Annotated in this window: 21 protein-coding genes; 2 read left to right on the forward strand and 19 right to left on the reverse strand. The window is 64.0% G+C overall.

Annotated elements, in window-relative coordinates; genetic code table 11:
- Positions 1 to 331 precede the first annotated feature (331 nt).
- The 4 genes from GX515_11040 to GX515_11055 are packed head-to-tail and all read right to left on the reverse strand — an operon-like array spanning position 332 to position 3,706.
- Positions 332 to 1,354 (reverse strand): ABC transporter permease, encoded by a 1,023-nt coding sequence (locus GX515_11040; GenBank protein ID HHY33527.1) that lies wholly within the window; start codon positions 1,352 to 1,354, stop codon positions 332 to 334.
- Positions 1,327 to 2,406, reverse strand: a complete 1,080-nt coding sequence (locus tag GX515_11045) for an ABC transporter permease (GenBank protein HHY33528.1) — start codon at positions 2,404 to 2,406, stop codon at positions 1,327 to 1,329. Before GX515_11045 ends, GX515_11040 begins: the two co-directional genes overlap by 28 nt.
- Positions 2,403 to 3,257, reverse strand: a complete 855-nt coding sequence (locus GX515_11050) for an ABC transporter ATP-binding protein (protein ID HHY33529.1) — start codon at positions 3,255 to 3,257, stop codon at positions 2,403 to 2,405. The genes GX515_11045 and GX515_11050 overlap by 4 nt, the downstream gene beginning before the upstream one ends.
- A complete protein-coding gene (locus GX515_11055; GenBank protein ID HHY33530.1) occupies positions 3,254 to 3,706 on the reverse strand; it encodes an ArsR family transcriptional regulator in 453 nt (150 codons plus the stop codon). The genes GX515_11050 and GX515_11055 overlap by 4 nt, the downstream gene beginning before the upstream one ends.
- A gap of 118 nt (positions 3,707 to 3,824) precedes the next feature.
- Here GX515_11055 and GX515_11060 point away from each other — a divergent pair, with 118 nt between their 5' ends.
- Positions 3,825 to 4,772 carry an ADP-ribosylglycohydrolase family protein gene (locus tag GX515_11060; protein ID HHY33531.1) on the forward strand — a complete coding sequence of 316 codons (948 nt, stop codon included), beginning with the start codon at positions 3,825 to 3,827 and terminating at the stop codon, positions 4,770 to 4,772.
- 212 nt (positions 4,773 to 4,984) lie between these two features.
- Here GX515_11060 and GX515_11065 read toward each other — a convergent pair whose 3' ends face one another.
- The 14 genes from GX515_11065 to GX515_11130 all read right to left on the reverse strand — a co-directional run bounded on the left by GX515_11065 (position 4,985) and on the right by GX515_11130 (position 21,759).
- Complete coding sequence (locus GX515_11065) at positions 4,985 to 5,995, reverse strand: carbohydrate kinase family protein (GenBank protein ID HHY33532.1); 1,011 nt, start codon at positions 5,993 to 5,995, stop codon at positions 4,985 to 4,987.
- A gap of 66 nt (positions 5,996 to 6,061) precedes the next feature.
- Positions 6,062 to 7,249: a galactokinase gene (galK, locus tag GX515_11070; protein HHY33533.1), complete on the reverse strand. Its 1,188-nt coding sequence runs from the start codon at positions 7,247 to 7,249 to the stop codon at positions 6,062 to 6,064.
- 442 nt (positions 7,250 to 7,691) lie between these two features.
- Positions 7,692 to 8,672 carry a galactose-1-phosphate uridylyltransferase gene (gene galT, locus GX515_11075; GenBank protein ID HHY33534.1) on the reverse strand — a complete coding sequence of 327 codons (981 nt, stop codon included), beginning with the start codon at positions 8,670 to 8,672 and terminating at the stop codon, positions 7,692 to 7,694.
- Positions 8,673 to 8,674: 2 nt separating this feature from the next.
- Positions 8,675 to 8,908, reverse strand: coding sequence for a hypothetical protein (locus GX515_11080; protein HHY33535.1), 234 nt, complete (start codon positions 8,906 to 8,908; stop codon positions 8,675 to 8,677).
- Between the two features lie 89 nt (positions 8,909 to 8,997).
- On the reverse strand, positions 8,998 to 10,347 hold the full coding sequence (locus tag GX515_11085) for a GntP family permease (GenBank protein HHY33536.1): 1,350 nt from the start codon (positions 10,345 to 10,347) through the stop codon (positions 8,998 to 9,000).
- A 268-nt stretch (positions 10,348 to 10,615) separates the two neighbouring features.
- Complete coding sequence (locus GX515_11090) at positions 10,616 to 11,653, reverse strand: alcohol dehydrogenase catalytic domain-containing protein (protein ID HHY33537.1); 1,038 nt, start codon at positions 11,651 to 11,653, stop codon at positions 10,616 to 10,618.
- Between the two features lie 35 nt (positions 11,654 to 11,688).
- The gene (gene gndA, locus GX515_11095) at positions 11,689 to 13,272 is read right to left on the reverse strand and encodes an NADP-dependent phosphogluconate dehydrogenase (GenBank protein HHY33538.1); all 1,584 of its coding nucleotides are present in this window, start codon (positions 13,270 to 13,272) and stop codon (positions 11,689 to 11,691) included.
- A 73-nt stretch (positions 13,273 to 13,345) separates the two neighbouring features.
- Positions 13,346 to 14,077, reverse strand: coding sequence for a carbohydrate ABC transporter permease (locus tag GX515_11100; protein HHY33539.1), 732 nt, complete (start codon positions 14,075 to 14,077; stop codon positions 13,346 to 13,348).
- 178 nt (positions 14,078 to 14,255) lie between these two features.
- On the reverse strand, positions 14,256 to 15,275 hold the full coding sequence (locus GX515_11105) for a sugar ABC transporter permease (GenBank protein HHY33540.1): 1,020 nt from the start codon (positions 15,273 to 15,275) through the stop codon (positions 14,256 to 14,258).
- A gap of 1 nt (position 15,276) precedes the next feature.
- On the reverse strand, positions 15,277 to 16,575 hold the full coding sequence (locus tag GX515_11110; GenBank protein HHY33541.1) for a sugar ABC transporter substrate-binding protein: 1,299 nt from the start codon (positions 16,573 to 16,575) through the stop codon (positions 15,277 to 15,279).
- Positions 16,576 to 16,709: 134 nt separating this feature from the next.
- Positions 16,710 to 18,047, reverse strand: coding sequence for a DUF2088 domain-containing protein (locus GX515_11115; protein ID HHY33542.1), 1,338 nt, complete (start codon positions 18,045 to 18,047; stop codon positions 16,710 to 16,712).
- 220 nt (positions 18,048 to 18,267) lie between these two features.
- Positions 18,268 to 19,887 (reverse strand): gluconokinase, encoded by a 1,620-nt coding sequence (locus GX515_11120; protein HHY33543.1) that lies wholly within the window; start codon positions 19,885 to 19,887, stop codon positions 18,268 to 18,270.
- A 3-nt stretch (positions 19,888 to 19,890) separates the two neighbouring features.
- Entirely contained in the window at positions 19,891 to 20,574 is a 684-nt protein-coding gene (locus tag GX515_11125) for a GntR family transcriptional regulator (protein HHY33544.1), read from the reverse strand.
- A gap of 411 nt (positions 20,575 to 20,985) precedes the next feature.
- Positions 20,986 to 21,759 carry a GNAT family N-acetyltransferase gene (locus tag GX515_11130; protein ID HHY33545.1) on the reverse strand — a complete coding sequence of 258 codons (774 nt, stop codon included), beginning with the start codon at positions 21,757 to 21,759 and terminating at the stop codon, positions 20,986 to 20,988.
- A gap of 361 nt (positions 21,760 to 22,120) precedes the next feature.
- Here GX515_11130 and GX515_11135 point away from each other — a divergent pair, with 361 nt between their 5' ends.
- Positions 22,121 to 23,824 carry a penicillin-binding protein 2 gene (locus tag GX515_11135; protein ID HHY33546.1) on the forward strand — a complete coding sequence of 568 codons (1,704 nt, stop codon included), beginning with the start codon at positions 22,121 to 22,123 and terminating at the stop codon, positions 23,822 to 23,824.
- A gap of 24 nt (positions 23,825 to 23,848) precedes the next feature.
- On the opposite strand, the gene mltG is transcribed toward GX515_11135, so the two are convergent.
- Complete coding sequence (gene mltG / locus GX515_11140) at positions 23,849 to 24,862, reverse strand: endolytic transglycosylase MltG (protein HHY33547.1); 1,014 nt, start codon at positions 24,860 to 24,862, stop codon at positions 23,849 to 23,851.
- Positions 24,863 to 24,964: the final 102 nt, after the last annotated feature.

Raw genomic sequence — 24,964 nt, forward strand, 5'->3', positions numbered from 1 at the left:
GCCGCGACTCGTCTTGTCGCACCTACCCAAGCCGGGAGCGCGTGAGCGCGCTCGTCGGCGGCGACGGGCGGCGTTGCGCCGCCCCGACCTCACGTCTCTTCATCGTCTCCCCCTTTGTTGCGGCGGATTATTCTCGCAACGACCCTCATCTTGACGTACCCTACAGCCACCAACGCCGCTCCGGTGAGAACCCACCAGTACCATGCCATCCCGGAGGTCCCTCCTTCCATGCGCGCTGTTGCGGGCGTGTCCCCGCTCGTCACCGTGGGTCGGCCGACTGACGCCTCCCGCGTGCGCGTGCGGCCGGCTCGCGACAGGTCACCGCTGTCTATCATGGGCGCAGACCCACGCGCCTCCTGAACGCGACCAACACCATCATCAGGAAAGGCAGCGAACAGGCCAAGGTCACGAGCGCCGAAAACCAGAAGCCGTGCGTGGCCAGGGATGGAGCGTACAGGGTCTTCAGCGCCTCCATCTGCCAGTAGTTCGGCAAGACGTAGAAGAGGAACTGGAACCTCCCCGGCACGAGGATGGCCCCCAGGGGAATCGCGAGATAGGCCGGCATGGCTATCTTGAGCATCGCGATAGCCGTGATCTGGTTGTGGCTGAAGAGGCCCGTGACCATGCCGACTAGAGCGGATAGAGGGCCCGACAAGGCTGCGAGCGTCAGGAGGCGCAAGACGCTCACGGAGCGCCCCACCATGATGTAGTTCACCCCTGCCGCCACCGCCGCCCCGAGCGCGGTCGCGAGGAGGCCTCGCGCCACCGCATACTCGCTTACCCGCGTGGGGGATACCGCAAGCGCTTGGATGGCTTTGGTATCCCGGTCGTCCACTATGGTGAACCCCGAGAGCGTTCCGGCGAGGAAGAGCGTCCCCATGATGAGTCCGAGCGCCACGAGGTCGAACACGATGGACCCGCCTGCTCCGAGGTTTACCTCCTCATAGTCGGCGCCGGCGCCGCCGTGATCGATGTCTTCCAGGATGGTCTCGTACGTTTCGACGAGCGCCCGCGGCTCGTTGCCCTCGAGCACGAGGCAAAGCCCGCCTTCGTCGTCAAGCACACCGGCGGCGGCGTCCAGGCGTTCCACCCGGGAAATGATGCCTGCGCGGTCGGACAGTACCACATCGCCGTAGCCCCGAAACTTGTCGACCACGTCCGGGCTCAAGCCGCGGTCGACCGCGAAGACCAGGCTGGAGCTCTCGGCTGCGGGGATGAGTAGCTTGAGCACGAGCGCCAGGAGAAGGGGTGCAACGATAATGTACACCATCACGTTGTCGCGCAAGGCCGCAGTGAAATCCTGGCGCATCAGCGAGAGAACGCGTTTTAACGAAAACGTCCCTGGGGTGCCCACGACCTTCCCTCCTTCATCAGGTTCCTCTCCGTCAGGAACAGGCAGAGGGCATAGGCTGCGACGCTCTCCGCGACGAGCGCTCCCACGAGGGGCAGAATCGGCTTTCCTGAGGGAAACAGGACCTCGCGGATCGCGAAGACCGCGGGATACGACGGGACATACGAGAGCCAACGGGGCGAGAACGTCGGAAACACCATCGAGGCCGCTGGAATCATGTTCACCGTCAGTAACAGGACCGCCGGCAACAACCATTCCGAAAGGTCCTGGAAAAAGGAGGCCACGGAAATCCCGATCAGCGTGTAAAGGGCCGCGCCCAGCGCCATCAGGGGCACGATGGCACCGTAGTTCACCGACCGCCCCATCGTCGATGCGAGCACCCCGCACCCGTAGACGCTCCCTAGCACCGCGAACGCGAGGGTCTTCGATAAAACGTAAGCGACTTTCCCCCCAGGACTCACCCTGTACGCCTTGATTGTGCCCTCGTGCTTCTCCTGGAAGATGAACACCGCCACGAACATGAACCCAAGCACGATGACCTCGAACGCGATGAGCCCCGGGAGAGCGGTCAAGTTGAGGGGCACAGGCTCGGCCTGCGGTCGCAGGAACCTCACGCGGGACGACTCTCCGGAAAACTGCCGGCCCTCGCTTCCAGTGACGCGGCGCACCATGGCGTTTAGCGTGGCCTTGAGGATGTTTACGCCTTGGGGGGTCACCCCATCGGAATGCATGATGGTTATTCTCGGATGGGTCTTGGAGCCCGTGAAGAGGACTCCGATGCCGCCCCTATCCTTGCGCACCACGCCCCGCAGCGCCTCTTCGTCAGACAGGAACTTGCCTGGGTCAACACCGCTCTGTCGCAAGACGGTCTCGTACGGCGCGCCTTCGGTCTGGTCCACAAAGTAATAGGTCTCTGCGGGCTGCCAGTCCTTCGGCAGGACGAATCGCACCGTCACGGCCATCATGACGATGAGAAACACGAGAACGGGCATCATCGCGTTGCGAAACGCGAGGACGAGGTCTTGCTTGAACAGCCTGAAGAAGCGCCTCATCACGCGAGCTCCCTCCCGGTAAGGCTTATGAAGATCTGCTCGAGCGTGGCTTCCTGGGAGTGGATGGTCAGCACGTCCCCGTGGTCGATGAGGTCATGGAGCAACGCCCGGTCTTCGGCTCTCTCAGTGAACAGCACTCGGCTCTTCACGTTACCGTCTTCCCTGTACTCCACTCTGATCGATCGTTCTCCGTATCTCAGTTTGAGGGCTCGGGGCGAGTCCATGGCGACGATGCGCCCTTCGTTCAAGAAAGCCACCCGGTCGCACAGCTCGTCGGCGACGAACATGTTGTGGGTGGTGAGGAAGACGGTGCACCCCTCCCGCTGTTTTTGGCGGATGATGTCCTTGATGCGGCCCGACAGGGCGGGGTCGAGTCCTGACGTCGGTTCGTCCAGGAAGAGTATGCTCGGGTTGTTGACGAGGGCGCGGGCGAACACCAGGCGCTGCTTCATCCCTTTCGAATACGAGCCGGCGCGCCTGTGCGCGGCCTCGCGCAGACCAACCATGTCCAGGAGCCTCATCGGGTCTTGGGTCGGCACGTCGAAGAGCCCGGCGTAATACGCCAGGTTCTCGAACCCGGACAGCTTCTCGTACACGTTCGGCTGCTCGAATGAAACGCCGATCTTGTTGAAGAAGTCGGGCCCGAGCCTCCTCACGGACTTGCCATCGTACAAGACGTCCCCCTTTTGGAGCCTAAGGAGCCCGGTCATGATGTTCTGGACCGTGCTCTTCCCGGCTCCGCTCGGGCCCAAGAATCCGAAGACTTCTCCCTTGGAGATCGTGAAGGACACGTCGCTCACGGCGTACCGACCTTCGCCTGTGTAGTCGTGGTATACGTGGGACACTTCGATCATGACGATTCCCCCTCTTCACCCGGCCCCACGCGGGGCCCTTTCACGGAACGGATGATCCGTTCCATCTGGTCGAGGTACGAACGCAGGGCCTCGTAACCTCCCGCAGTCAGGGAAACGCTCGTCTCGGGCCTGGTACCCTTGATGCGTTTGTGGATGCGGACGTAGCCTGCTGCTTCGAGGTTCCTGAGCTGAACGGAGAGGTTCCCGGCGGTAAGCCCCAGATTCTCCTTGAGCTCGTTGAAGAGCACCCGGTCCTTGGTCTGGGTCGCCAGGTAACTGAGGATGAGCAGCCTCGCTCGCTCGTGAATCACCCTGTCGATGGCGAAACCCGTCCTCCTGTCCTCAGTCACGGTCGTGTTCCCCTTCGCGATCCTCGATCCGTGAGGCGGCAGCGCCGCTCTTGGCCGGCGCCCCCGCAGGAGGATGAGGCCGGGCTTGGTCGAATTCATGAAGCGGCACGTGCTTGCAACTCGGGAATCACGGGGCGCGAAGGACGATTCCCCGCGGCAAGCCGCGGACATCAAGCAAGTCAGGAGGCGGGACGTGATGATGGACCGATTGGAAGGGATCGAGCCCGTCCAGCGCTACCGGGGCTGTCTTCTGGGTCTCGCAGTGGGAGACGCCGTGGGAGCGCCTCTGGAATTCCATCGCCCCGGGTCATTCGAACCCATCGATGACATGGTCGAAGGACGGCGTTTCGGGCTTACGCTCGGACAATGGACGGACGACACGGCGATGGCGCTGTGCCTCGCGGATAGCCTCATAAATCGCAGGGGGTTCGACCCCACGGACCAGCTTGAGAGATACCTGCGGTGGCGCCGCGACGGCTATCTCAGCTGCACGGGCTACTGCTACGGCATAGGAATAACCGTGAACGCCTCGCTGGACCGCTTCGAGCGCGTCCGGCAGCCGTACTGCGGCTCCACCGATCCGTACACGGCCGGAAACGGCTCGATAATGCGCCTGGCGCCTGTGCCCATGTTCTACGCGTTGAGCCCGCGTGAGGCTGTGGAGAGATCGGGGGAGAGCTCCCGGACAACCCATCAGGCCGCAACGGCCATCGATGCTTGCCGGTACTTCGGAGGCCTCATCGCGGGAGCGCTCCGCGGCGAGACGAAGGAGACCCTTCTCCAAGACCGTTATTCGCCCGTTTCGGGGCTTTGGGACGAGAAGCCTCTCGTGCCCGAGATAGACGAGATCGCGCGGGGGTCGTTCAAGCGCCGTAACCCACCGGAAATACGCGGCTCGGGATACGTCGTCAAGTCGCTCGAGGCCGCGCTCTGGGCTTTCTACCACAGCGATTCCTTCAAGGACGGCTGTCTCATGGCCGTGAACCTCGGGGACGACGCCGACACCACGGGCGCCGTGTACGGGCAGCTCGCAGGGGCTTACTACGGAGAGAGAGGGATTCCGGAAGGATGGCTCGCCAAGCTGGCGTGGCGCGATACCATTGTCAGCATGGCGGAACAGCTCTTCGCGCTTTCCCGCCAAGTCGTCCGGGAGAATCAACCGTAGCCTTGGGCATCACTTACTGCTTAGGAAATCGCCGCTGGTTGCCATTTGCATCCTTTCGATGGCGCCGGCTGCAGGCTGGCATGGACGACTACCGGGAACAAGCGAGGCCTGAGACGGACGAGTGAGGCCCAAGACCATGAGGCGGGCCCACAGCCAGGAGACAGGCCCTGAGCCCGGGCGCATCAGGCGTAGCGATCCCCGTGCGAAGCAGGTCATGCTTTCCCGGGACGGACACCTTTCTCCAAGATGGCCCGGGCCGCAGAGGCGTTCCCCCACTCTCCCCACGCCCGAGGCGGCATGCCGCAGAGCAACGCGGCGAGAAACCCGGCATTGAACGCGTCGCCGGCCCCCGTGGTGTCGACCGCGCTCACCGGATCGGCAGGGCATTCGAGCACAACAGGGCCGAGCTCACCCGGGCTCAGGCCGCTCACGCCCGGAATGCGGGAGGCGGCCGCCCCCGGCCCCAGCGCAACGATCGACCCCAGCCGCCCGAGCTTCAATCCCAGGCAGGGCACCCGTTGGAGCATGGCTTGAATTCCGGATTCCATCGCCTCACAACCCGAGATAGCACGCAGCTCGGAAGCGTTGGCGACCAGGACATCTGCAACCGCGATCATCCGCTCGACGACACGACCAGGCAGCTGACTTACGATTGGAGCGGGGTCGAAGGCGACGACCCCGCCGGCCGTTCCCGCCGTCTCCGCAGCCCTCAGGTACAGCGCGGCCTGTTCATCATCATGCAAACCGTACCCGGAGACCAGGAGGAGCGGCGCGCTCCGAAGCGCATCCTCGAGGCCCGGAGTCATGCCCACCGGAATGGACGCAGCTCCGCGCCACGAGAACATCGTCCTCTCACCGCTTGAGTCAGCGAAAGAAAGCACGTATCCCGTTGCACCCTCCGACGCTACGTATGAAAGGTCTACGCCCGCCGCCTCGAGGTGACGACGCAGGTATCGCCCGTCCTCATCGTCCCCAACCGTTGTGACCAGGGAGCAAGGTATCCCCAGCCTCGCCAGGCCCGTGCTCGCGTTGAGCCCCGCCCCGCCCGGGAGCCTCGCCGAGGAGCGGATCACCGCTTCCCCGCCGGCCTCCGGCATCTGGTCGATGCCGCAAATGCGATCTACGAGTGCGTCTCCAAACACCACAGCGCGAGGGCCCTTATAGTAACGCCGCGCCTCGAGCCCGGCGAGACGCTTCTTGCAGCCTTGACTCCCTTCATCCAAAGATCGTATGACCTCCTTTGTCGTCAGGGTCGGCAAGCGAGACCCACCACGCCCGCGCGCTCACGGTCAAAAACAGATCGGGCCTGCCCCGTCCTCTGCCCTACATACATACACCCGGGGCTGGGAAGAAAGCCTCGATGGGTCGACCTTCTGCATGTACCGCGCAATCACGATTCGTTCGAACTCCTCCACCGCATCCTCGTGCACCAAGTTCACGGTACATCCTCCGAAGCCCGCTCCGGTCATGCGAGCCCCGACCACTCCCGGGGCACCCAAGGCTGCCTCGACCATTGCCTCGAGCTCGAGGCAGCTTACCTCGTAGAGGTCCCGAAGGCTCTCATGGGAGGTCACCATGAGCCTGCCGAATTCGTCTACCCGCCCCCCGCGAAGAGCCTCCACGCTGCGCAACACCCGCTCGTTCTCGAGGACGACGTGCCTCGCCCGCGCCCCGACGTCTTCCGGAAGCTGCGCCTGCGCGCTTGCAAGCTCAGAAGGCGAAACGTCCCGCAGGGACTGTATGCGCATCCCCCGGCCTCGAAGGAGCGTTACCGCATCTTCGCACTGCCGGCGCCGGTGGTTATACTCCGAGTCGCGCAGCCCGCGCCGAACTCCGGTGTCACATATCACGATGGAGTACTCTCGTGGCAGAGGGACCGGCTCCCAATCGTACGTGCGGCAATCGATGAACAACGCGTGCCCCGCCCTCCCGAGCGCCGACGCGAACTGGTCCATGATCCCACATTTGACACCCACGAAGGAATTCTCCGCTCTCTGGCACAGCAAAGCCAGGTCGCGTGCGCTCGGACGAAAGTCCGCGCCCGCCTGGCCAGCCACGAGCGTGGCAGCCAACGCGCAAGCCATTTCCAGCGCCGCGGACGAGCTGAGCCCCGCGCCCGCGGGCACGTCCCCCGAGACCACCATGTCCATGCCGCGCAGCGGGGCGCCGAAGTCTCGGAGGGCTTTCAATGTCCCCCGGATGTAGTTGCTCCACAGGCGTTCGCGGTCATAGTCGATGTGGCCAAGGGCAAACTCCACGCAGTCTCCATAGTCGAGCGAGCGGACGCGGACCGTCTCGTCGGGTCGTCCTCGGACCGCGCAGGTCACGTCGCGGTCTATCGCGGCGGGCAGCACAAACCCCTCGTTGTAGTCGGTATGCTCCCCGATGAGGTTCACCCGGCCGGGGGCGCGCACGACGAGGATGTCTTCGTTGGTCCCGTCGCCAGCGCCGAACGTGCCCACGAGGAGATCGCGCATGCGCACGGCCTTCCTGCGGGCTTGCGCTGACCCGCCACGACGGCCGCGCACCACGCACGCACCCTCGCAAAGCCCTGCGCGGGAGCTCTGCCAAGCATCGGAACCCTCGGGGCTACCGGTGCCGGAGAAGCCTTCGCATGAGCCTGCCGGGATATGTTCACTGAAGCGTAGAACCATGGCAGATCGCTCCGCTCCTTCCCCGTGATCGCCACGGTCGCCCTGCGGGCTTCTAAGGTATGTCGCCATGAGTTTCCGTCTCCTTTCTTGACGGCGCTAGGGTTGCCGGTGGTTGGACGACGGGGCGTGGAGAATTCGGCTGTCTCGTGTGCCGAATTCGAACGAGGCGCGCCGCAAGCGCGCCGTCCCCGGAGGGCAACACCGGCAACCCTGCCTGGGTAGGACCGCCCCGCCGAAAAAACAGCGCGAACTTTCGGCGACATACTTAGAGGTCGCAAGGGGGTGTGGCCCGCAGCGTCGCGGCTGTCTCCTCAGGGAGGGTATCGTTGATGAACGTCCCGGCACCCGACTCGCATCCAGCGAGATACTTCAACTTCGTCTTGGTCCGATTGGGCGGATAGAACTCGATGTGATAGTGATAGTGCGGATACTCCCGCCCATCGGTGGGAGCCTGATGCATCACCATGATGTACGGCAACGGAAACCCGAAGAGGTTGTCATACTTCTGAAGCACCGCTTTCAGGATCTCCGCGAGCCCCCAACGCTCGTCGTCCCCGAGGTCTAGGAGGCTTGGGGCGTGCCTACGAGGCAGAATGTGCACCTCATAGGGATAACGGGCGAAGAACGGTACCACTGCCACGAATTCCTCGTTCTGCGCCACAATCCGCCTGCCATCACGGGTCTCCCTGCCGATGATGTCGCAGAAAAGGCACCGGCCGGTCGAGCGCCAGTGCCGCTCCGCGTTTTCCAGCTCGCGCGCGGGCCTCGGCGGAATGAACGGGAAAGCGTAGATCTGACCGTGAGGGTGTTCGAGCGTGACCCCGATGACGTCCCCCTTGTTCTCGAAGATCAACACGTAGTCGACATAGTCGAGGCTTCCGAGCTCCTCGTACCGGTCCGCCCACACGTCGATCAGCCGGGCTATGTCCACCACGTCCGACATCGCGAGACTCCCCTTGTGGTTCGCGGAGTACAGCACGACCTCGCAGATACCCTTGGACGGCTGGACCTCGTAGAGGTCGTCCCCTTTCACGCTCGGCTCAGGCGGAACCCGGCGAAACGACGGAAACTTGTTCTCGAAGACAACGATCTCGTAGTCCTCCGCGGGCACCTCCGTGGGAGGTGCACCTGGCCGCGTGGGGCACAGGGGACAGAAATCCGCCGGAGGGTGGTACGTCCGGTCCTGCCGATGGGTCGCGGTGACGACCCATGCCCCGAGCACGGGGTTCCACCGGAGCTCAGACATGCTCAGCCCTCCTCCCCAGGGACGGAACCGCGGCCGCCGGCTGTTGTGTGCGTGTCCGACGTCGCCCCAGGGCTTCCCGTGGAGTCGCCGTCCCCGGCCGAGCGTTCGAAGGTGTAGTATATGAGATAGCGACCATCCTCTTTGGTAATGCGCTCCTTGACAAGCCGTCCTTTCGCGCGTCGGCGCGCCTCGCGCTGCTTATCCCGCTCGACGTCACACCGCCCATTCGCGTTCATTGCCGTCGCCCCCGACAACATGTCTACCGGGCCCAGCCAGGCCCGCCGCGCAGCCCTGCCTTCCTCAACTCAAGCCTGCCGGCCCGGACTCACACGAGGATCCAGGCCATTATGGCGATGGCGATGATCGCGGTGACCCCCGTGATGAGCGACGAGACCGTCTGGCACCTGTAGCCGGTCGGAACGTCCATGCCGGACAGCTGGGTAACGACCCAAAAGTAGCTGTCGTTGGCATGTGACACGACCATGGAACCCGCGCCGATGGAGAGGACGACGAGTGCCTTCGCCGTCTCGCTAGCCAAGCCGAGCGGGGTGAGGAGCGGCGCCACGAGGGCCGACGTCGTGATCAGGGCAACCGTGGAGGATCCTTGAGCAGTCTTTAGGGCAGCGGAAACGAGGAATGGGAGCAGTATGCCCATGTGCCACCTGCCAAGCGTCGTGCCCAGGTAATTCGCCAGGGGGGTCGCCCGGATGACATTTCCGAGCGCTCCACCCGCAGCCGTGATGAGGATGATCCATCCCGCCGTGGTGACGCCCGTGCCTATCCAATCGCTCCACACCTCGCGCGTCAGCTTTGGCACGGTGAGAAGCGCGAGGAAAGTCCCAACCAAGAGCGCGGTGACAGGATGGCCGATGAAATCGAAGAACGTTTTCCACCCGCCGCTTCCGAAGGGCGCGCTCGGAAGGTCCGCCACGGACTTAAGGAGTATGAGCACCACCGGGGCAATGATCGGCGCAAACGACTTGATAGGAGAGGGCAAAGCCTTCTCGTCGCCGATGCCGCCTTTTGCCGTGCCTGCCCCCGACTCCATCGGGGCGACCGGATACTTCGAGGCCACCTTCTCCGCGAACCACCAGCCCGCCAACATCGCGGGGAACGCGGCGATGAGGCCGTAAATGATGACCCGGCCCAGGTCCGCTCCGATGGTTCCGGCTGCAGCAATGGGGCCCGGCGTGGGCGGCACCAGAGTGTGCGTCGAGTAGAGCCCCATCGAAAGGGCTATCGCCATCGTCGCCAGGCTGGTATCGGTCGCCGCGGCGAGCGCCTTGTTCAATGGGGAGAGGATCACGAACCCCGAGTCACAGAAGACCGGGATCGACACCACGTATCCGGTAAGAGCCATTGCCAGGGCCGCACGGGCGCGCCCGACCAAGCGCAGCATGGTCCGGGCCATCGTCTCGGCACCGCCGCTTTTCTCGAGGATCGTGCCCATCGCAGCACCCAGGGCGATCACAATGCCAATGGAGGACACCGTGCTCCCGAAGCCGCTGGTGATGTTGTCAACGATCGCAAGAAGCGGCATCCTTGCCAGCAGCCCCATGATGAACGACGCGAGGATCAGCGCAAGAAAGGCGTGCATCCGCACGCTTGCGGTTGTATAGATGATGAACACAACCACCAACGCAAGCGCAACGACGAGCCAAGCTCCGCTCACCATCTCTTTTCATCCTCCTTTTCGTTGCCTTTCCTGGGACCTATTGATACGATACCGGCTTACCGATATCGTCATCCTGGGACGGCCACCGGCCTGCGCGACTCCCCGGACCCGGCGCACGGACACGGAGGGTTCCTGGAGCCTAAGGATTAGCGCCCCTTCTTGGACCTTCGCGGTTGCTCGTCAATCTACAGCCGATCTACAGTTCGCCGCTCCTCCTCGTATTCCTTCGATGGCTCCGACGCTGCCCCGGCGCTGCCTCCGGAGCCGGTCACGTCGCGTTCTCGATGACCACTTTTATCCTCTGAGGCTGCTCCATCAGATCCATCGCCTCATGGATCCGCGCGAGCGGCAGGCGGTGCGTCACGATTCGCTCCGGATTGACGAGGCCTTTCTCCATCAAGTCTATGGCCTTTGTCATAACCCGTGGCGTCACCGAGAACGACGCGTCCATGCGAATCTCCGTGAAATGAATCGTTGCAGGCGAGACCTCTACCGTGCCTGGGACGATGACTCCGAACATGTTCACCCGCGTCCCTTTCCTGCAGAGCCGAAACGCGAGGCTCGCGGCCTCGAGAACGCCAGCCGCCTCGAACACGATGTCCGGCCCCGCCGGCAGGATCTCCCTTACCGACTCAACCGGGTCTTTAGCACGTGAGTTGATGATGTGGGTCGCCCCGCACTCTAGCGCGCGTTCGAGCTTGTACTGCTCGACGTCTATGAGCACGAGGCGCCCGGCCCCGGCCGCCTTGGCGATCTGGGTCAGGAGCAGGCCCATGGACCCGGCCCCGATGATGACCACGTCCTCCCCGACACGCATCTGGCTGTACTCGATGAGCCCCTTGTACGAGCCTGCAAGCGGCTCGGTCAGAGCCGCTGCCGTGAACGATAGGCCCGAAGGCTTCCGGAACACGCTCCCTGCCGGAACCCGCACGTACTCCGCAAACCCGCCGTCGAGCACGCGCGGGAAGCCGTCGCCACCGATGACCGCCCCGTGCTCGCAATAGTGGTGCAGACCGAGTCGGCACATCCTGCATCGGCCGCAGTACACAGCGGGAGAGACGATCACCTCATCCCCCCGGTCAAGGCCCTCGACCCCCGGGCCGACATCGTCGACGACGCCGGCGATCTCGTGGCCCATGATGATCGGCGGCTTGTAGTTGCGCCTGGCGCCGGTGAAAGCCGAATAGTCGGTGTGACAGATCCCGCAGGCCGCGACTCGAACTACCACATCGCCTGGCCCGGGTTCCGGCTTCGGAACGTCTTTCAAGACGAGCTGCCTCGGGCCCTCAAGGACCGCTGCCAACATCAAAATCCCCCCTTTGCAAGAGGCCCGCCGCGCCCTCATAGGCCGCGCTTCCACTCAGTGTGGAAGACGCCCGGCCGGTCCACTCTCTTGTACGTGTGTGCGCCGAAATAGTCACGCTGAGCCTGGATGAGGTTTGCCGGAAGGACGGCCCGACGGTACGAGTCGTACCAGGCCAGGGCCGAGCTCATGGCAGGAGTCGGAAATCCTTGAAGGGCGGCGGCGCTCACCACCTTGCGCCACCCTCGCTGGGCCTGCGCCATGACCCGGCGGAAGCGCTCAGTAAGGAGCACATTGTCCAGTTCCGGGTTGCCGACGAACGCCTCGGCCACATCGGCCAGGAGACGCGCCCTGATGATGCACCCACCCCGCCAGGTCCGCGCCACGGTCGCAAGGTCAAGCCCCCAGCCGTATTCGGCGGACGCGTGCCTCAGAAGGGCGAAACCCTGGGCGTATGAACAGATCTTCGACGCGTAGAGCGCGTCCCTGAGATCCGCGATGTCTACACCCGTTCCCTTCCGCCCGTCATCGTCGGGGACCCTGCCAGGCTCACCACTACGGCGACACGGCAGGGCACTACAGGTCGCGGCGGCATCCCGCGCACCTCCGGCGCCCGCCACGACAGGCCCGGGCAAGACCCCCGAAGCACGCTCGCGCTCGCTCTTGAGCGCGGACATATACCGTGCGTACACAGCCTCAGCTATTGTCGGCGCGGCTACTCCAAGCTCCAGCGATTCTTGGCTCGTCCACTTCCCCGTGCCTTTCTGTTCGGCCTCGTCCAGGATAACGTCGACCAAAGGCCGCCCGGTATCGGCATCGACTCGTCTCAAGATCTCTGCGGTGATCTCGATGAGGTACGACCCGAGGTCGCCCAAGTTCCACTCGGCAAACACATCCGCGGCCTCCGCGGGCTCGAGGCCGCAGACCTCACGCACAAGACCGTATGCCTCGGCGATCAGTTGCATGTCGGCGTACTCGATGCCGTTGTGAACCATCTTGACAAAGTGACCGGCGCCGCCCGGGCCGAGATAGGCAGCGCACGGCTCGCCGTCCTCCGTGGCTCGCGCTGCAACGCCGCGGAACACGTCCCGAAGAAGCGCCCAGCCGGCCGGAGCGCCCCCCGCCATCACGCTTGGCCCGCGTCTCGCCCCCTCTTCGCCGCCGGAGATGCCGACCCCAAGGTAGTAGACTCCGCGCTCAGCAAGGGCCCTCTCCCTCCGCGCGGTGTCACGGAAGTGGGAGTTGCCGCAATCTGCGATGACGTCCCCCGGCTCGAGCGCTGGGGCGAGTTGCTCGATGACGGCATCCACCGGAGCGCCGGCCTTCACCATGAGGATGATGCGCCGCGGCACCGAAAGGCCGGCCACAAACTCGGCTAACGACCGCGAAGGGATAATCGCGTCTCGGTACCCGTTAGCGTGCGCCTTGTTGACGAACTCCTCCATCGTCGCAGCCGTCCTGTTATACACGGCCACCCTGTACCCGTGATCGGCGATGTTGAGCGCAAGATTCTGCCCCATCACCGCGAGCCCCACCAAGCCGATGTCGGCCTTCTGCCCCCGCGGCGGCCTCGCGCCAGGCCCGCGCAGCCCCCCTTGGCAACAGCTGGCGTCGTTTTGCATCGCATTTCGCATCGCCTTTTCAACCCTTTCCTAGCGCGTCTATCCGCCTCGAGCTCCGGCGCGCAGCACCGGATCACCCCTTCACGGCTCCGGCGGTCAAGCCCGCGATTATATACCTCTGCGCGACAAGCGCGATCACGAGGATGGGCACGGTGATCACGACAGCTGCCGCCATGAGCCCGCCCCAGTTGATCTCCGAGTAAGACAGGAAGTTGAAGACCGCTATCGGCAGCGTGCGAGTCCGCGCCCCTGTCAGAACCACTGCGAACATGAAGTTGTTCCAGGAGAACACGAACGAGAGAATTGAACTCGTGAGTATTCCCGGGCCCGTCAAGGGAAGCAGGACACGAAGGAAGGCTCCTGAACGTGTGGACCCGTCCACCATCGCAGCCTCCTCGAGCTCCTTGGGCAGAGACTCAAAGAACGGCACCATCACCCAGATGATGAACGGCAGTCCGACCAGCATGTGGCTGAGAATGAGAGACGTGTATGTATCCACCAGGCGCAACCTTGAGAAGAGTATGAACCATGGTATGAGGAAAGTGATCCCGGGAACGATTCGTGCGACGAGGATCACGAGCGCAAGCTTGCTCTGGCGGAAGCGGGCGATCGAGTACGCCGCAGGCAAGCCGAGAAGGAGCGAGAAGAAGGTCGAGCCCGCTGCGATGACGAGGCTGTTCCACATGAAGTGCACGAACTGATACTGCCCGAAAACCTCCCGATAATGCAGGAGGGTGGGTCTGAATACCCACGTTGGAGGCGTGCGGATGATGTCTGCCTGCTGCTTGAACGACGAAACCCCCATCCAGAGGAACGGAAACACGAACGGTACTATGATGATGAAAAGCAGCAACCCGTAGCCGATTTCCCTCCAGAGCCGCGCTCTCGACGCCGCCCGCCTGCGCGCTTCTGGCGACGGCGTCCTCCATTGCCTCTTGCCTTCCGCCTCATTCAGGCCCACTCCGGACACCTCCGCACCCCCGTTAGGCCTCGACCGGTCTTCGGGCCCAGCTCAGTATGATGGCCGACCCGAGCACTATGGCAAAGAATATCATCAGCAGCGCAGAGGCCTTGCCCATCTGGAAGTACTGGAAACCGAGCACAAACGAGTAAATGTTCAGCGTCTCCGAGGCGAAGCCCGGACCGCCTTGCGTCATCGTGTAGATGATGTCGAACGTCTTCAAGGCATCGATGGCCCTGAGAGTCATCGCCGCCACAATGGCCGGCTGCAGCAGGGGAAGCGTCACATGTCGCACGGTCTGCCACGGCGTCGCGCCATCGACCAACGCAGCCTCGAACGGGTCGCGAGGCAGGGCCGTCAACGCCGCGAGAACTATGAGCGTGATCATCGGGGTCCACTGCCACACGTCTACCAGCACGAGCGACGGCAAAGCCTGCCGGGGAGAGGCCAGCCAGTGCAGCGGCGGCAGACCGAGAACGCTCAGGAGGTAGTTGGCTATGCCTATGGTAGGCTCGTATATGAGCAGCCACACCATACCGACCGCCACAGGCGTTGCAACCATGGGAAGGAGGAAGATCGTCTTGACAAGGTTCTTGCCCCGCATGTCGCGGTTGAGCGCGAGGGCGATAGCCACCCCCAGCACCGTCTCCAGCACCACCGCGAGCACGGTGAAGTAGAACGTCCGCCACACCGCGCCTGAGAATCGCTGATCACTGCCGAGAAGCGATGCATAGTTCGCGACGCCCACCCAGGCCGGCGGAGACATGGACGACATGCTCCACTCGGTGCAGGAAAGCCGCAGCGTGTAAACGAGTGGAAACACCATCATCACGACGATGAACGCCAAAGCCGGTAAGGGAAATACGTACCGGAGGTTTCTATCGAGCCAGCCGCCGCGCAACCTGACCCACCTCCATGTTCGGCCCAGCGGGAGGACACTGCAGACGTGGTGGGGTTCGAATGGGGTCCGCCCGCTGAACGCCCGGGCTGGCTGACGACGCCCGACAGCGTCGCCAGCGTCGCCAGCCAGCCCGCGAGGCATCTCATTTCTCCTTGTCCAGAAGAGCCTGATAGTCTGCGTTCGCCTTCTTGGCCGCCGCGGCCACATCGCCGCCCTCGATGGCGGTCACGATGACAGAGCCAACGATGTCTCTGGCCTGGCCAACCGCTATCACGTTCGGGCGGTCATACGGCACCCCGATCTTGCTGGATTGGACTATGACCTGCACGAGCTGCGCTGGGAAGTTCCTTATCCCCTCTTCGCTCTCCCACACCGACGTCCGTGCGCTCGGTACCTGCCTGCTCTGTGTCTTCAGGGTCGTTTCCTTGCTCGTGGCCCACTCAATGAACTTCCACGCCGCCTCCTTGTGGCGCGACGTGGCGCTCATGGAAAGCCCCCAGGAGACGATGGAGTACGGCCTCGCCCCTGCCGGTCCCGCCGGGAAGACCGCGAAGCCCACCTTGTCGCCCACCTGCGACTGCGCGGGATCGAGGAGGTTGGAGTAGAAGACCGAGGCATCGGTGTACATGGCTGCCTTGCCCTGCGCGAAGATGGCAAGAGCTTGAGGCCAGCTCATGTTGAGCACTCCAGGAGGGCCGTACTTACGGAGGATATCGCCGTAGAACGTGAACGCCTTTATGGCCTCAGGCGTATCCAACATCGCCTTTCCGTCCTTGTCGAACGTGCCTCCGAAGCTATACAGGTAGCTCGAGAACTGCGTCACGGCCGGAGACCTTTGTCCCCGAGACACTATGCCGAACATCCCTTTGCTAGGATTATGGAAATGTTTGGCAGCAGCCTCGAGCTCCTCCAGTGTCGTGGGAACCTTGATGCCGTCCTTCGCGAACAAGTCCTTTCTGTAGTAGATGATCTCTTGCTCCGTCACGATGGGCACCCCTGTGAGGAAGCCCTTCACCGTCTCCGCCTGGAGCGCTGCTGGGAAGAAATCCTGGAACTGCCAGTTCGCGGGAGTAAGGTCAGGGTTGTCGATGAACTGCTTCAGGTCTGTGTACCATCCGTTCTGGCAGAACTGCTTGGCTTCTTGCAAGGGCCTTTGCATGAACACGTCGATGGTCGATGTCCCGGACGCGAACTCCACGCTCAGTTTCTGCGTGAGCTGGTCTTCGAAGTAGGATTCCACGTTCACCTTGATGCCCGTGGCCGCTTCGAACTCGGGGATAAGCGGCCGGATCGCGTCGGCCCAGGGATGGTTTGCAAGGACCACCCGGAGGGCCGTTCCCTTGTAAGGTTGCGGTTGCGCAGCGCTCCCGGCGGCGATGCCGGTCACCCCCAGGAGTGCCACGGCAATGAGCCAACAGGCAAGCCTCACACGCCGCTTCATCGTGCTCTCCTCCCTTGCATGTTGAGCATTCCCTCAGCAACTGCACGTTGCCTCGAACCCCGATGCACGACTCCCACCGCACGCACTACGACGTCCGAATGACCACTTGTGCAGGGCCTCGATATCCCCTTGCATCACCCCTTTCGCTTCCGTGATCCGGTTTGTATGTCCATAGGTGCCACGGACGTAAGAGCCTCGAACCCTGGGCGACCGGATAGCTCCTCCCACATGCTCTCCGACACCCAGATCCGTTCCAACTCAAGCGTGTTGCGAATTCGCACCACTCGTGCCTGCTCGGGTCTCACGCCTGTTACGGTTAGAAGGGCCAACGCCACCGCGTCGCGCGCCGTGGGTACCACGATGGGAAGCCGGGCCGACGCGAGCACCCGGGAAGTCACCGCGTTCGTGTACATCTGCACGAAGTCTATCCGGTCGAGCACGTCCTGCGTCGTGATGTCTGCGACGCCGATCCCGCTGGCGTTCCCATGGGCCTCCGCGGTGAGGCCGAGAACCACTATGCGTTGGGCCTGGAAGCCGCCAACGCCTGCCATTGTTGGCTCGGAATACCGGCCGGTCACGTTGGGGTCCATCCCGTCGCCACTGATGTCCTTGCCGATCTCGTCGACGACCAGCACATCACAGGAGTCGAACAGAAACCGCCCCATCTTCCGTCGAGCGATCTGCAGAAGCTCGGGCTCCCGCCGAAGGATGTCCTCGGCAGGCACGACCTCGATGAGCGCAACCTCGCCGGTGGCGTTCTCAACGGTAGCTACGCCGAAGAGGACGCGCGTTCGTGCCAAGATGAGCCGGGCGGCCTCCGGAATGAGCTCAGGAAACCTGGAAAACCCCGCGGCATGGAGGCTCGTGGCGCCCACGTGTTTACCAAGGCCGATGGTGAGGATCTTCGCAAGTCCGCTCTCGATCGGACCACGAAAACACGTGTGAGGCTTGACGCGGTTGATGACGATCACCCCGTCGGCCTCGTACGCCTCGCGGCCGAAGTACACCGGCACACCCGAGGTTAAGCGCCCCACCTCGACCACATCCATCGAGGCCCTCACCTCTATGCCTAGCGTGCGCTCGCTGATGCCGTAGTCGGCAAGGACTTGCCTCTGCCCCTCGGCCGTGGCACCACCGTGACTGCCCATCGCGGGGACGATGAAAGGACGGGCGCCGCGCGCGCGCACCGCCTCAGCCACGCTCGCCACTATCTCCGGGAGCCCCGCAAGGCCCCGGCTGCCCACCGCGATGGCAACGCGCCCGCCTTTACGTATCCTGGCCTCGACCCCCGACCGCGCCATCTTTTCGCTCAGGACTGAGCGAATGTCGGTGATCTTGCCACGCTCCAAGGGCTGACGCACCCACAGCCCCCTGGGCAACGGGACGTCAACGCCCGAAAAGCCTTCGGGTCGAAGCCCGGCGAGCGCCCCTTCCGCGTAAAGCCTCCGCACGACACACTCGTCCCTTTCCATGACCGCGCCACGGCCTCCTGGCGAACGCCTGCCTCATCTGGCAGCCTAGTCGCCTCGTCCCTAGCCTCCCTGCTGTCCTGAGCGCATGCCCAGCTCGGGAGCCGCACCAGGGGGCTCCTGCAATGCGCCTTACGGGCGTGGGCGCCGCGAACGCAGGCCTCTGCCATCGTCGATGTATGGTTCCGAGCCGTCCCAGGTCGTTCCTTCAGTCCGCGCGCTCCTACTGTGGGTCGTCCTCCGCCAACAACCTCGCGTAAAGGGCCCTATGCCTTGCCAGCCCCTCCAAATAGCGGGCATGCCGGGCATCGTCTGGGGTGAAGATCCTTCCGAGTGCGGCCGGAGGGTCAGGGCCGTCTCCCAGCATCCCCATGGCGCGCAACGCAAGCAGCGCAGCGCCCCTCGCGGACGGTTCGGGTTCGCTCGACTGCACCACAGGCCGCCCCAGGACATCGGCCAATATCTGGAGCCACACGGCGATCCGGGAGGCTCCGCCGGAAGCGATGATCGTTCGGTTGTTCTCGCCAGCCGCCGGGAGCCTCGCGTATATCTCCGCGAATCGATAGGCTACCGCCTCTAGCCCTGCGCGCACTATCTCTTCAGGAGTGGTCGCCAGGCTCAGGCCCGAGATGGTGGCACGTGCGCCGGAATGCCATCCCGGGCTCCGTTCACCGGCGATGAACGGCAGGACCGTGAGAGAGTGGGAATCCGGCGCCACGTTGGCCACAGCCTCTTCCCACCCGGAATCCGCCGTGGCCTCCGCCTCTCCCCTCTCTGGCTCGAAGGAGAGACGAAGAACCCTCATGAACCACGCCAGGATGTTCCCGCCCTCGCTCAACGCCCCACCCACCAGGCTGCGGCGACGGTCCACTTTGTAAACCCAAAGCCCCGGCGTGATGCGGGGGTCACCGGCTTCCACCACCCGGAGTGCGCCACTCGTGCCGAGCGCAAGAGCCACATGCCGCGAGTCGTCCGCGCCGCTTCCAAGATTGTGGGCGGCGCCGTCACCTACGGCAGGAAACCACGGAACCGAAGCGAGCTCGGGCCAGCGCTTGTCGAAGGGCGGCCGAAGGCCAGCAAGAGGTTCGTCTACATCGACAAGGGGCGAGAGCTGGTCTGGCGTGACCCCGAGCGCATCGAGCAGCGAACCGTCCCATGCGAGGCGCGCGCGATCGAGAAGCCCGGTCCACGATGCCACTGAGTAACTGCACCGCGCCCGCCCGAAAAGCTTACACTCGAGGTACTCCCCGATGCTCACCCACCGTGCGATGCGTGTGAACACTTCAGGGCTCGTACGTTTGAACCACGAAAGCCGCACCGTGAGATAGCTAGTGTGAAGAGGACATCCCGTCCGCTCATATACCTCGGCCCACGGAAGGGAGACGCGCAGCCTCGCTACATCCTCTTCGCCACGAGTGTCCGCCCAGGTGAAAAGAGGTGTGAGAGGTCGCCCACCGCGGTCGAGCCCACACACGCTGGACACAAACGTCGTCACGGCCACACCACATATGGCCGCCGCCGCGCCCCGCGGCCCGTGGCCCGATAGAGCGCGGGCCCGTTCAAGTGTGCCGTCGACGCAACTCCACACGCTTTCTGCGAGCTCCACGATGTCTGCCTCGCTGGCGCCGCTTGCCGACACCCTAACCCTTGCAGGCGCCCGGGAGAGGGTCGCCGGCAGCACGCGGGCTCTGCTGTCCACCAGCATGCTCCGCACCGTCGACGTGCCCAGGTCGATCGCCAGGACGAACGGCGGCGCAGCTTCAGTCGGGTTGACGGCCTGCCCCGAGAGTTCTCGCGCATTTGACACGTGCGATACACCAGCTCCACGGCCTTGCGGGCCCATCCGCTACCCGATATTCGCGGCAGGCTCCTTGGAGGCCGGACTCTTCATTCGGGTCATCTCCGCGACGATGGCCCGCCGAACCCCCTCGAGGTGACCTTGGAGAAGGCGTTGTGCCAAGGTCGCGTCGCCTTTCTGCATGGCCTCGAGGATGGCGATGTGTTCGTCGAGTGCCTCCTCAACACGCACGTTGAGGTTGCGCATGAGGTCTATGAGGGCCAGAATTCGCGCCGAGAGGTCGCGAAGGCGCTTGTTCCCCGCAGCGCGGATGATCTCCACGTGAAACTTGCGGTCCAGCCGCTCGAAAGCCCTCCGCTGCTCGTCGCCGCCGAGCGAGCGGAGAGCCTTCGTCTCCTCCAGCAAGGCGGTAACGTCCGACGGTCGCATTTCTTTCATGGCGCGGCGGAGGGCGTACAGCTCGATCATCTCGCGGATGTCCGCGATTTCCTCCACATCCTGAACCGACAACTCAACCACGTAGTACCCGACGCGCGGTGCGAGCATCACGAGACCCTCTTCGACAAGCGCGTTCAGGGCGTCCCTCACCGGTGTGCGGCTCACGCCGAAGCGTTCCGCAAGGGAGTCTACGGCGAGGCGGGTGCCCGGGGGGAGCCGCAGAGAGACGATGTCTTCGCGCAGGATGCCTCGTATTTGCTCAACAAGGCTTGTGCTCACTATGCGTTCGTCCATTTCTCACCACCGAATATAATATATCACATATTATCCATCAGCTCAACTATCCATCCAGCAGTTCCCGAGAGCCACCGGCAGCCCCCTGTCCAGGCGTTGGCTTGCGCCACGCGCAGGTCATTTCAGCTCCGGAAAGCGCCGCCACTCTTGCCGGTATCGCCCGAGCCACGCTTCGACACCGTGGCCCGTCCTGTCGCCGCAGGCCTCAATCTCGTTCAACACCGTCACGACACGTGCCTCCCCTTGGATCCTCGGTCTCGCGCCGGGGCAGCTCTTCGCATGCCTTCGGAGCCCCTGGCGACCGGGCGGTCTCCGGAGGATAGCTCGTGCGGGCTTTCCATGGACCTTCATGGACCAGCCAGCGGGCTCGGCGGTTGCTCATCCTAGAAATGGCCGCGCGCGGCCGATTCCCTAAAGCAAGCCTTTTCTCGCTAGGCGCTCCCTGACGACGCTTTCGAAGTCGTCCAATCCTACAGGCCCTGAGAACACAGGCGCGCCATCGATATACAGGTTCTCCTCGCCGAACTCGAGCGCTTCGTCGCGCGTGTGGATGACGTGCTCCGCAGTGGTGACTTTATCCGAGATGGACCTCGCCAAAGCAAGGCGTGTCCGGTAGTAGTGGATGATCCATGGACACCTCGCATTGAACACGGCCTCCACCTTCACCTCGCCCGCGGAGGGCGCGAGGTCCCTCGCCACCTGCACCAACGCGACCCGGGCGTCCGCACCGCCCGCGCGCAACAGCAAGAACCCCGGGTCGCTCCGCTGCGCCACGGTAAAGCCGAACTTCTCGAAGAACCCAACAGGCATCCAGTCCGGGTACGTGAGCACCGCAAGTCCGCGTGCATGCCCTGAAGCCTTCAGCGCAAGCTCCATGAGAGCCCTTGCGATTCCCAGGCCCCTCGCATTCTCGAGAACCCACAAGCACCTGAGAACCCAGAGGCCATCTCCTTCCAGCGGCAGGGGCGCAGCCTCGATGGGCATCACCTCAACGCGACCGACCGGCTCTCCGCCGAGGAAAGCCCCAAACACCCTGGCGCCCATCGCCGCCGCGCGCCTCTGAGCCGAAACGCTCTCCTCAAGGAGCCTCGAGACTTCGTCAGAGCCGACCCCGGGCGGCACGCACATCACGTTCAAATCGTGGACCTCTTCAGGGAGGATCTCATGGATTCTGACGTGAGCCATGCGCATCACCTCCTGTGCGATGGCCGGCTTCCCGCTCTCCCGGGGTCCCCGGTCCCCACGTTGCGCCTTCCTCGTGGGGCTCTTCTGCAAATCGATCATGAGCCGCGCGGCTGCCTTCTCGCACGAGCGGCCTCACGAAGCAGCAAGCCGGCGCACGTATGGAATTCCCCACGAACATGGAGAACTCCTTGCGCGCGACACACGCGACCGCGACAGCATAGCCAGGCGGTTGCTGGGAACGCTACGTTCCGAGGCGGAGAGGTGGTTTCGCAGCCCCGTTCCGCACCCGACGAAGCATCCCGGACGGAAACGACGCACCGCCAATACGACGGCCAATACGATAGGCAGAGGTGTTCCAAGGTTGCCCGAGAAAACCTCCCTGCGCGTGTGCGGCCTCGCCCGCATCTTCCTCGTGGTTTTCAGCGTCCTCGTGGCGAGGATGGCCTTCGTCCAGCTGGTCATCGGCGAAGACCTTGCCGAACGGTGCCGCGACCAACGCGCGCTGGCGCTCGCCACGATGCCCGTGCGCGGCGCGATCTACGACCGCAACATGCGTGTGCTCGCAGGGGACTTCAAAAAGCCTGCCGTGGTGGTGTTTCCCGGATCGGTGAAGTCGCTCGAGAGCGTTGCTGGAATGGTGGCCGAGGTGGCGGGCGCGCCGACGGGCCGGGTCCTGTCGCGCCTGAGCTCCCCGGCACCGTTCCTGGTCCCCGCGGGGATCCTGTCCTCTCCCGCGTTCGCCGCGACCAGTCCGGCAGCCCCCTATACGGAGGCGCTCCGCGACCCTGGGGTCGTGGTGGTTGAGCAACCCGTGCGCTATGATCCCGAGGGGATCGGCGCACACGTCATCGGCTACGTCGATCCCTCCGGCAGGCACGGTATGTCGGGCGTGGAAGCGCTCCTCGACCGGTACCTGAGCGGCGAAGACGAAGCCAAGGTAGCGGTTTTCACGGACGCGAAGGGCGCTCCCCTCCGAGGCCTGGGAGTCCGGTGGTTGCCCGGAAAGCCCGCCCGGGCCGGCGTGAGGCTGACGATCGACCGGGATATCCAGGCCCTCGTTGAACAGGTCATGGACGACACGATCAAGCGCGGCGCTGTCGTGGTGATGGACCCCAGATCGGGCGACGTGCTCGCCATGGCGAGTCGACCCACCTTCCGACCGGATGACATAGCGACAGCCATGAAGGATCCGGCGTCACCCCTTGTAAACCGCGCGCTCAGCGCGTACCCGCCCGGCTCGGTGTTCAAGGTGGTCGTGGCCGCGGCCGCTCTGGAGGCTGGAACCGCCTCGCTGAGAGACACCTTCCACGACGCCGGTTACGTGGATGTCGGTGGTGTCAGGTTCAAGTGTCATTCATACGAGCAAGGCGGCCACGGAGACATCACGTTCCTTGACGCCATGGCATACTCGTGCAACACCGCTTTCATCGCGACCGCCCTCCGCGTGGGCGCACCACGTCTCGTAGACCTCGCGCAGCGGCTGGGGCTGGGAGCCACAACGGGAATCGCTCTCCCCGGCGAACAGGCCGGCGTCCTTCCGGACGCGCGATCCATGTCCCTACAGGACGTCGCGAACCTCGCGATAGGCCAGGGGCGCATCACCGTGACTCCTCTGCAAGTCGCCGTGATGATGTCGGCCGTGGCAAACGGCGGGCTCGTCCGCAGGCCGAGGCTGGTGATGGAGATCGTGCCTTCCGACCCCTCTGCCAGTCAGATGGCCGCCCGCACCATCCGGCCTGAGGATCCGGTACGTGTTCTCTCCGAAGACACGTGCCATCAGCTCGTTTTCATGCTCGAGACGGTTACCAGGTGGGGGACAGGAACGGCGGCCTGGGTAGCGGAGGGCGGCTCGTGCGGGAAGACCGGCTCCGCCGAAACCGGAAAGGTAGACGGCACGGGTTCACCTTTGGCCCATGCGTGGTTTGCGGGCTTTGCCCCGCTCTCCGAGCCGAGGCTCGTCATCGTCGTGTTCGTGGAGGAAGGCATGTCCGGCGGCAAGACCGCCGCACCAGTATTCGCCCGCATCGCAAATGGCGCGCTCAAGCTCTATCCCGCCGCGAAATGAAACGGTCGTGCGCGCCACCCGGCCCTATCGAGCCTGGGTTTTGTCCTGGCGGCGCAGGAGGGCAAGAGCCCGTTGGTGTTCACTGAAAGTGCGACTGAAGACGTGGCCGCCATGCTCGTCGGCGGCGAAGTAGAGGTAGTCTACATCAGCGGGGTGAAGCGCGGCCTGGATCGAAGAAAGCCCCGGCGAGGAGATGGGGCCTGGGGGAAGGCCCGGCACAACGTACGTGTTGTAGGGTGAGTCCACCCTGAGGTCCTCGTATGACAGGCGCTCTTTCCATGTGCCGAGCGCGTACTGAACCGTGGCGCAGGACTGAAGCGGCATATGCCGTTTAAGCCTGTTGTAGAAGACCGCGGCCACGATGGGCCTGTCGCTCGGGATCCGCGCCTCCCTCTCGACTATGGATGCTATCGTGACAACCCCGTGCAAGCCTAGGGCCTTGGCAGCATCGGAGACGCCGTCCTTGTCGAACTCCGGCAGCACCAACTCGGCGAAGCGTCTCACCATCGCGGCGATGATGGTTTCTTCGGGGACTCCCGACTCAACCTCGTACGTGTCGGGAAAGAGGTAACCCTCTAGATTGCCCGAGAATTCCCTGCCTCCCGCCTGGACAGAAAAACCTTTCACCTCGCCCCTGGCAAGCGCCAGGAATCTCTCGCGAGACGCGAGCCCCTTGGCCTCCAGCAAGCCCGCGATCTCGGCGACGTCGTAGCCTTCGGGAACCGTGAACCGGACACGCTCCACCCGCCCCTCTGCCAGCACGCGGAGGATCCCAAACACACCCATGCGGGAGCTCAACCGGTACAAGCCCGCCTTGAGCTTGTCTTGAACGCCTGACATTCGCGCCACAGCGTCAAATGCCACTCCGGATCTGACGAGTCCCTTTTCAACCAGTATGTCGGCGATCCTCGACGAAGTGAGCCCCCGTTCGATTCGCACCTGGACCGCCTCGCCCGACCCAAATGGGAGTACAAGGAAAAGGGCCCACGCAAGGCCAAGCACGACGGGCACACACACAAAAGCAACCACGCGCCACATCTTTCGCCGGCCCTTCGCAGCAGATGTGGCGAGGTTCGTCTCGAGCCTCGCCTTCGGGCGCCTCGCCCGCCAGGCACTCAAGAAAGATGGGGCGAAAACGCC

This window comes from Bacillota bacterium (assembly GCA_012842395.1).
Taxonomy (GTDB): domain Bacteria; phylum Bacillota; class SHA-98; order UBA4971; family UBA4971; genus UBA6256.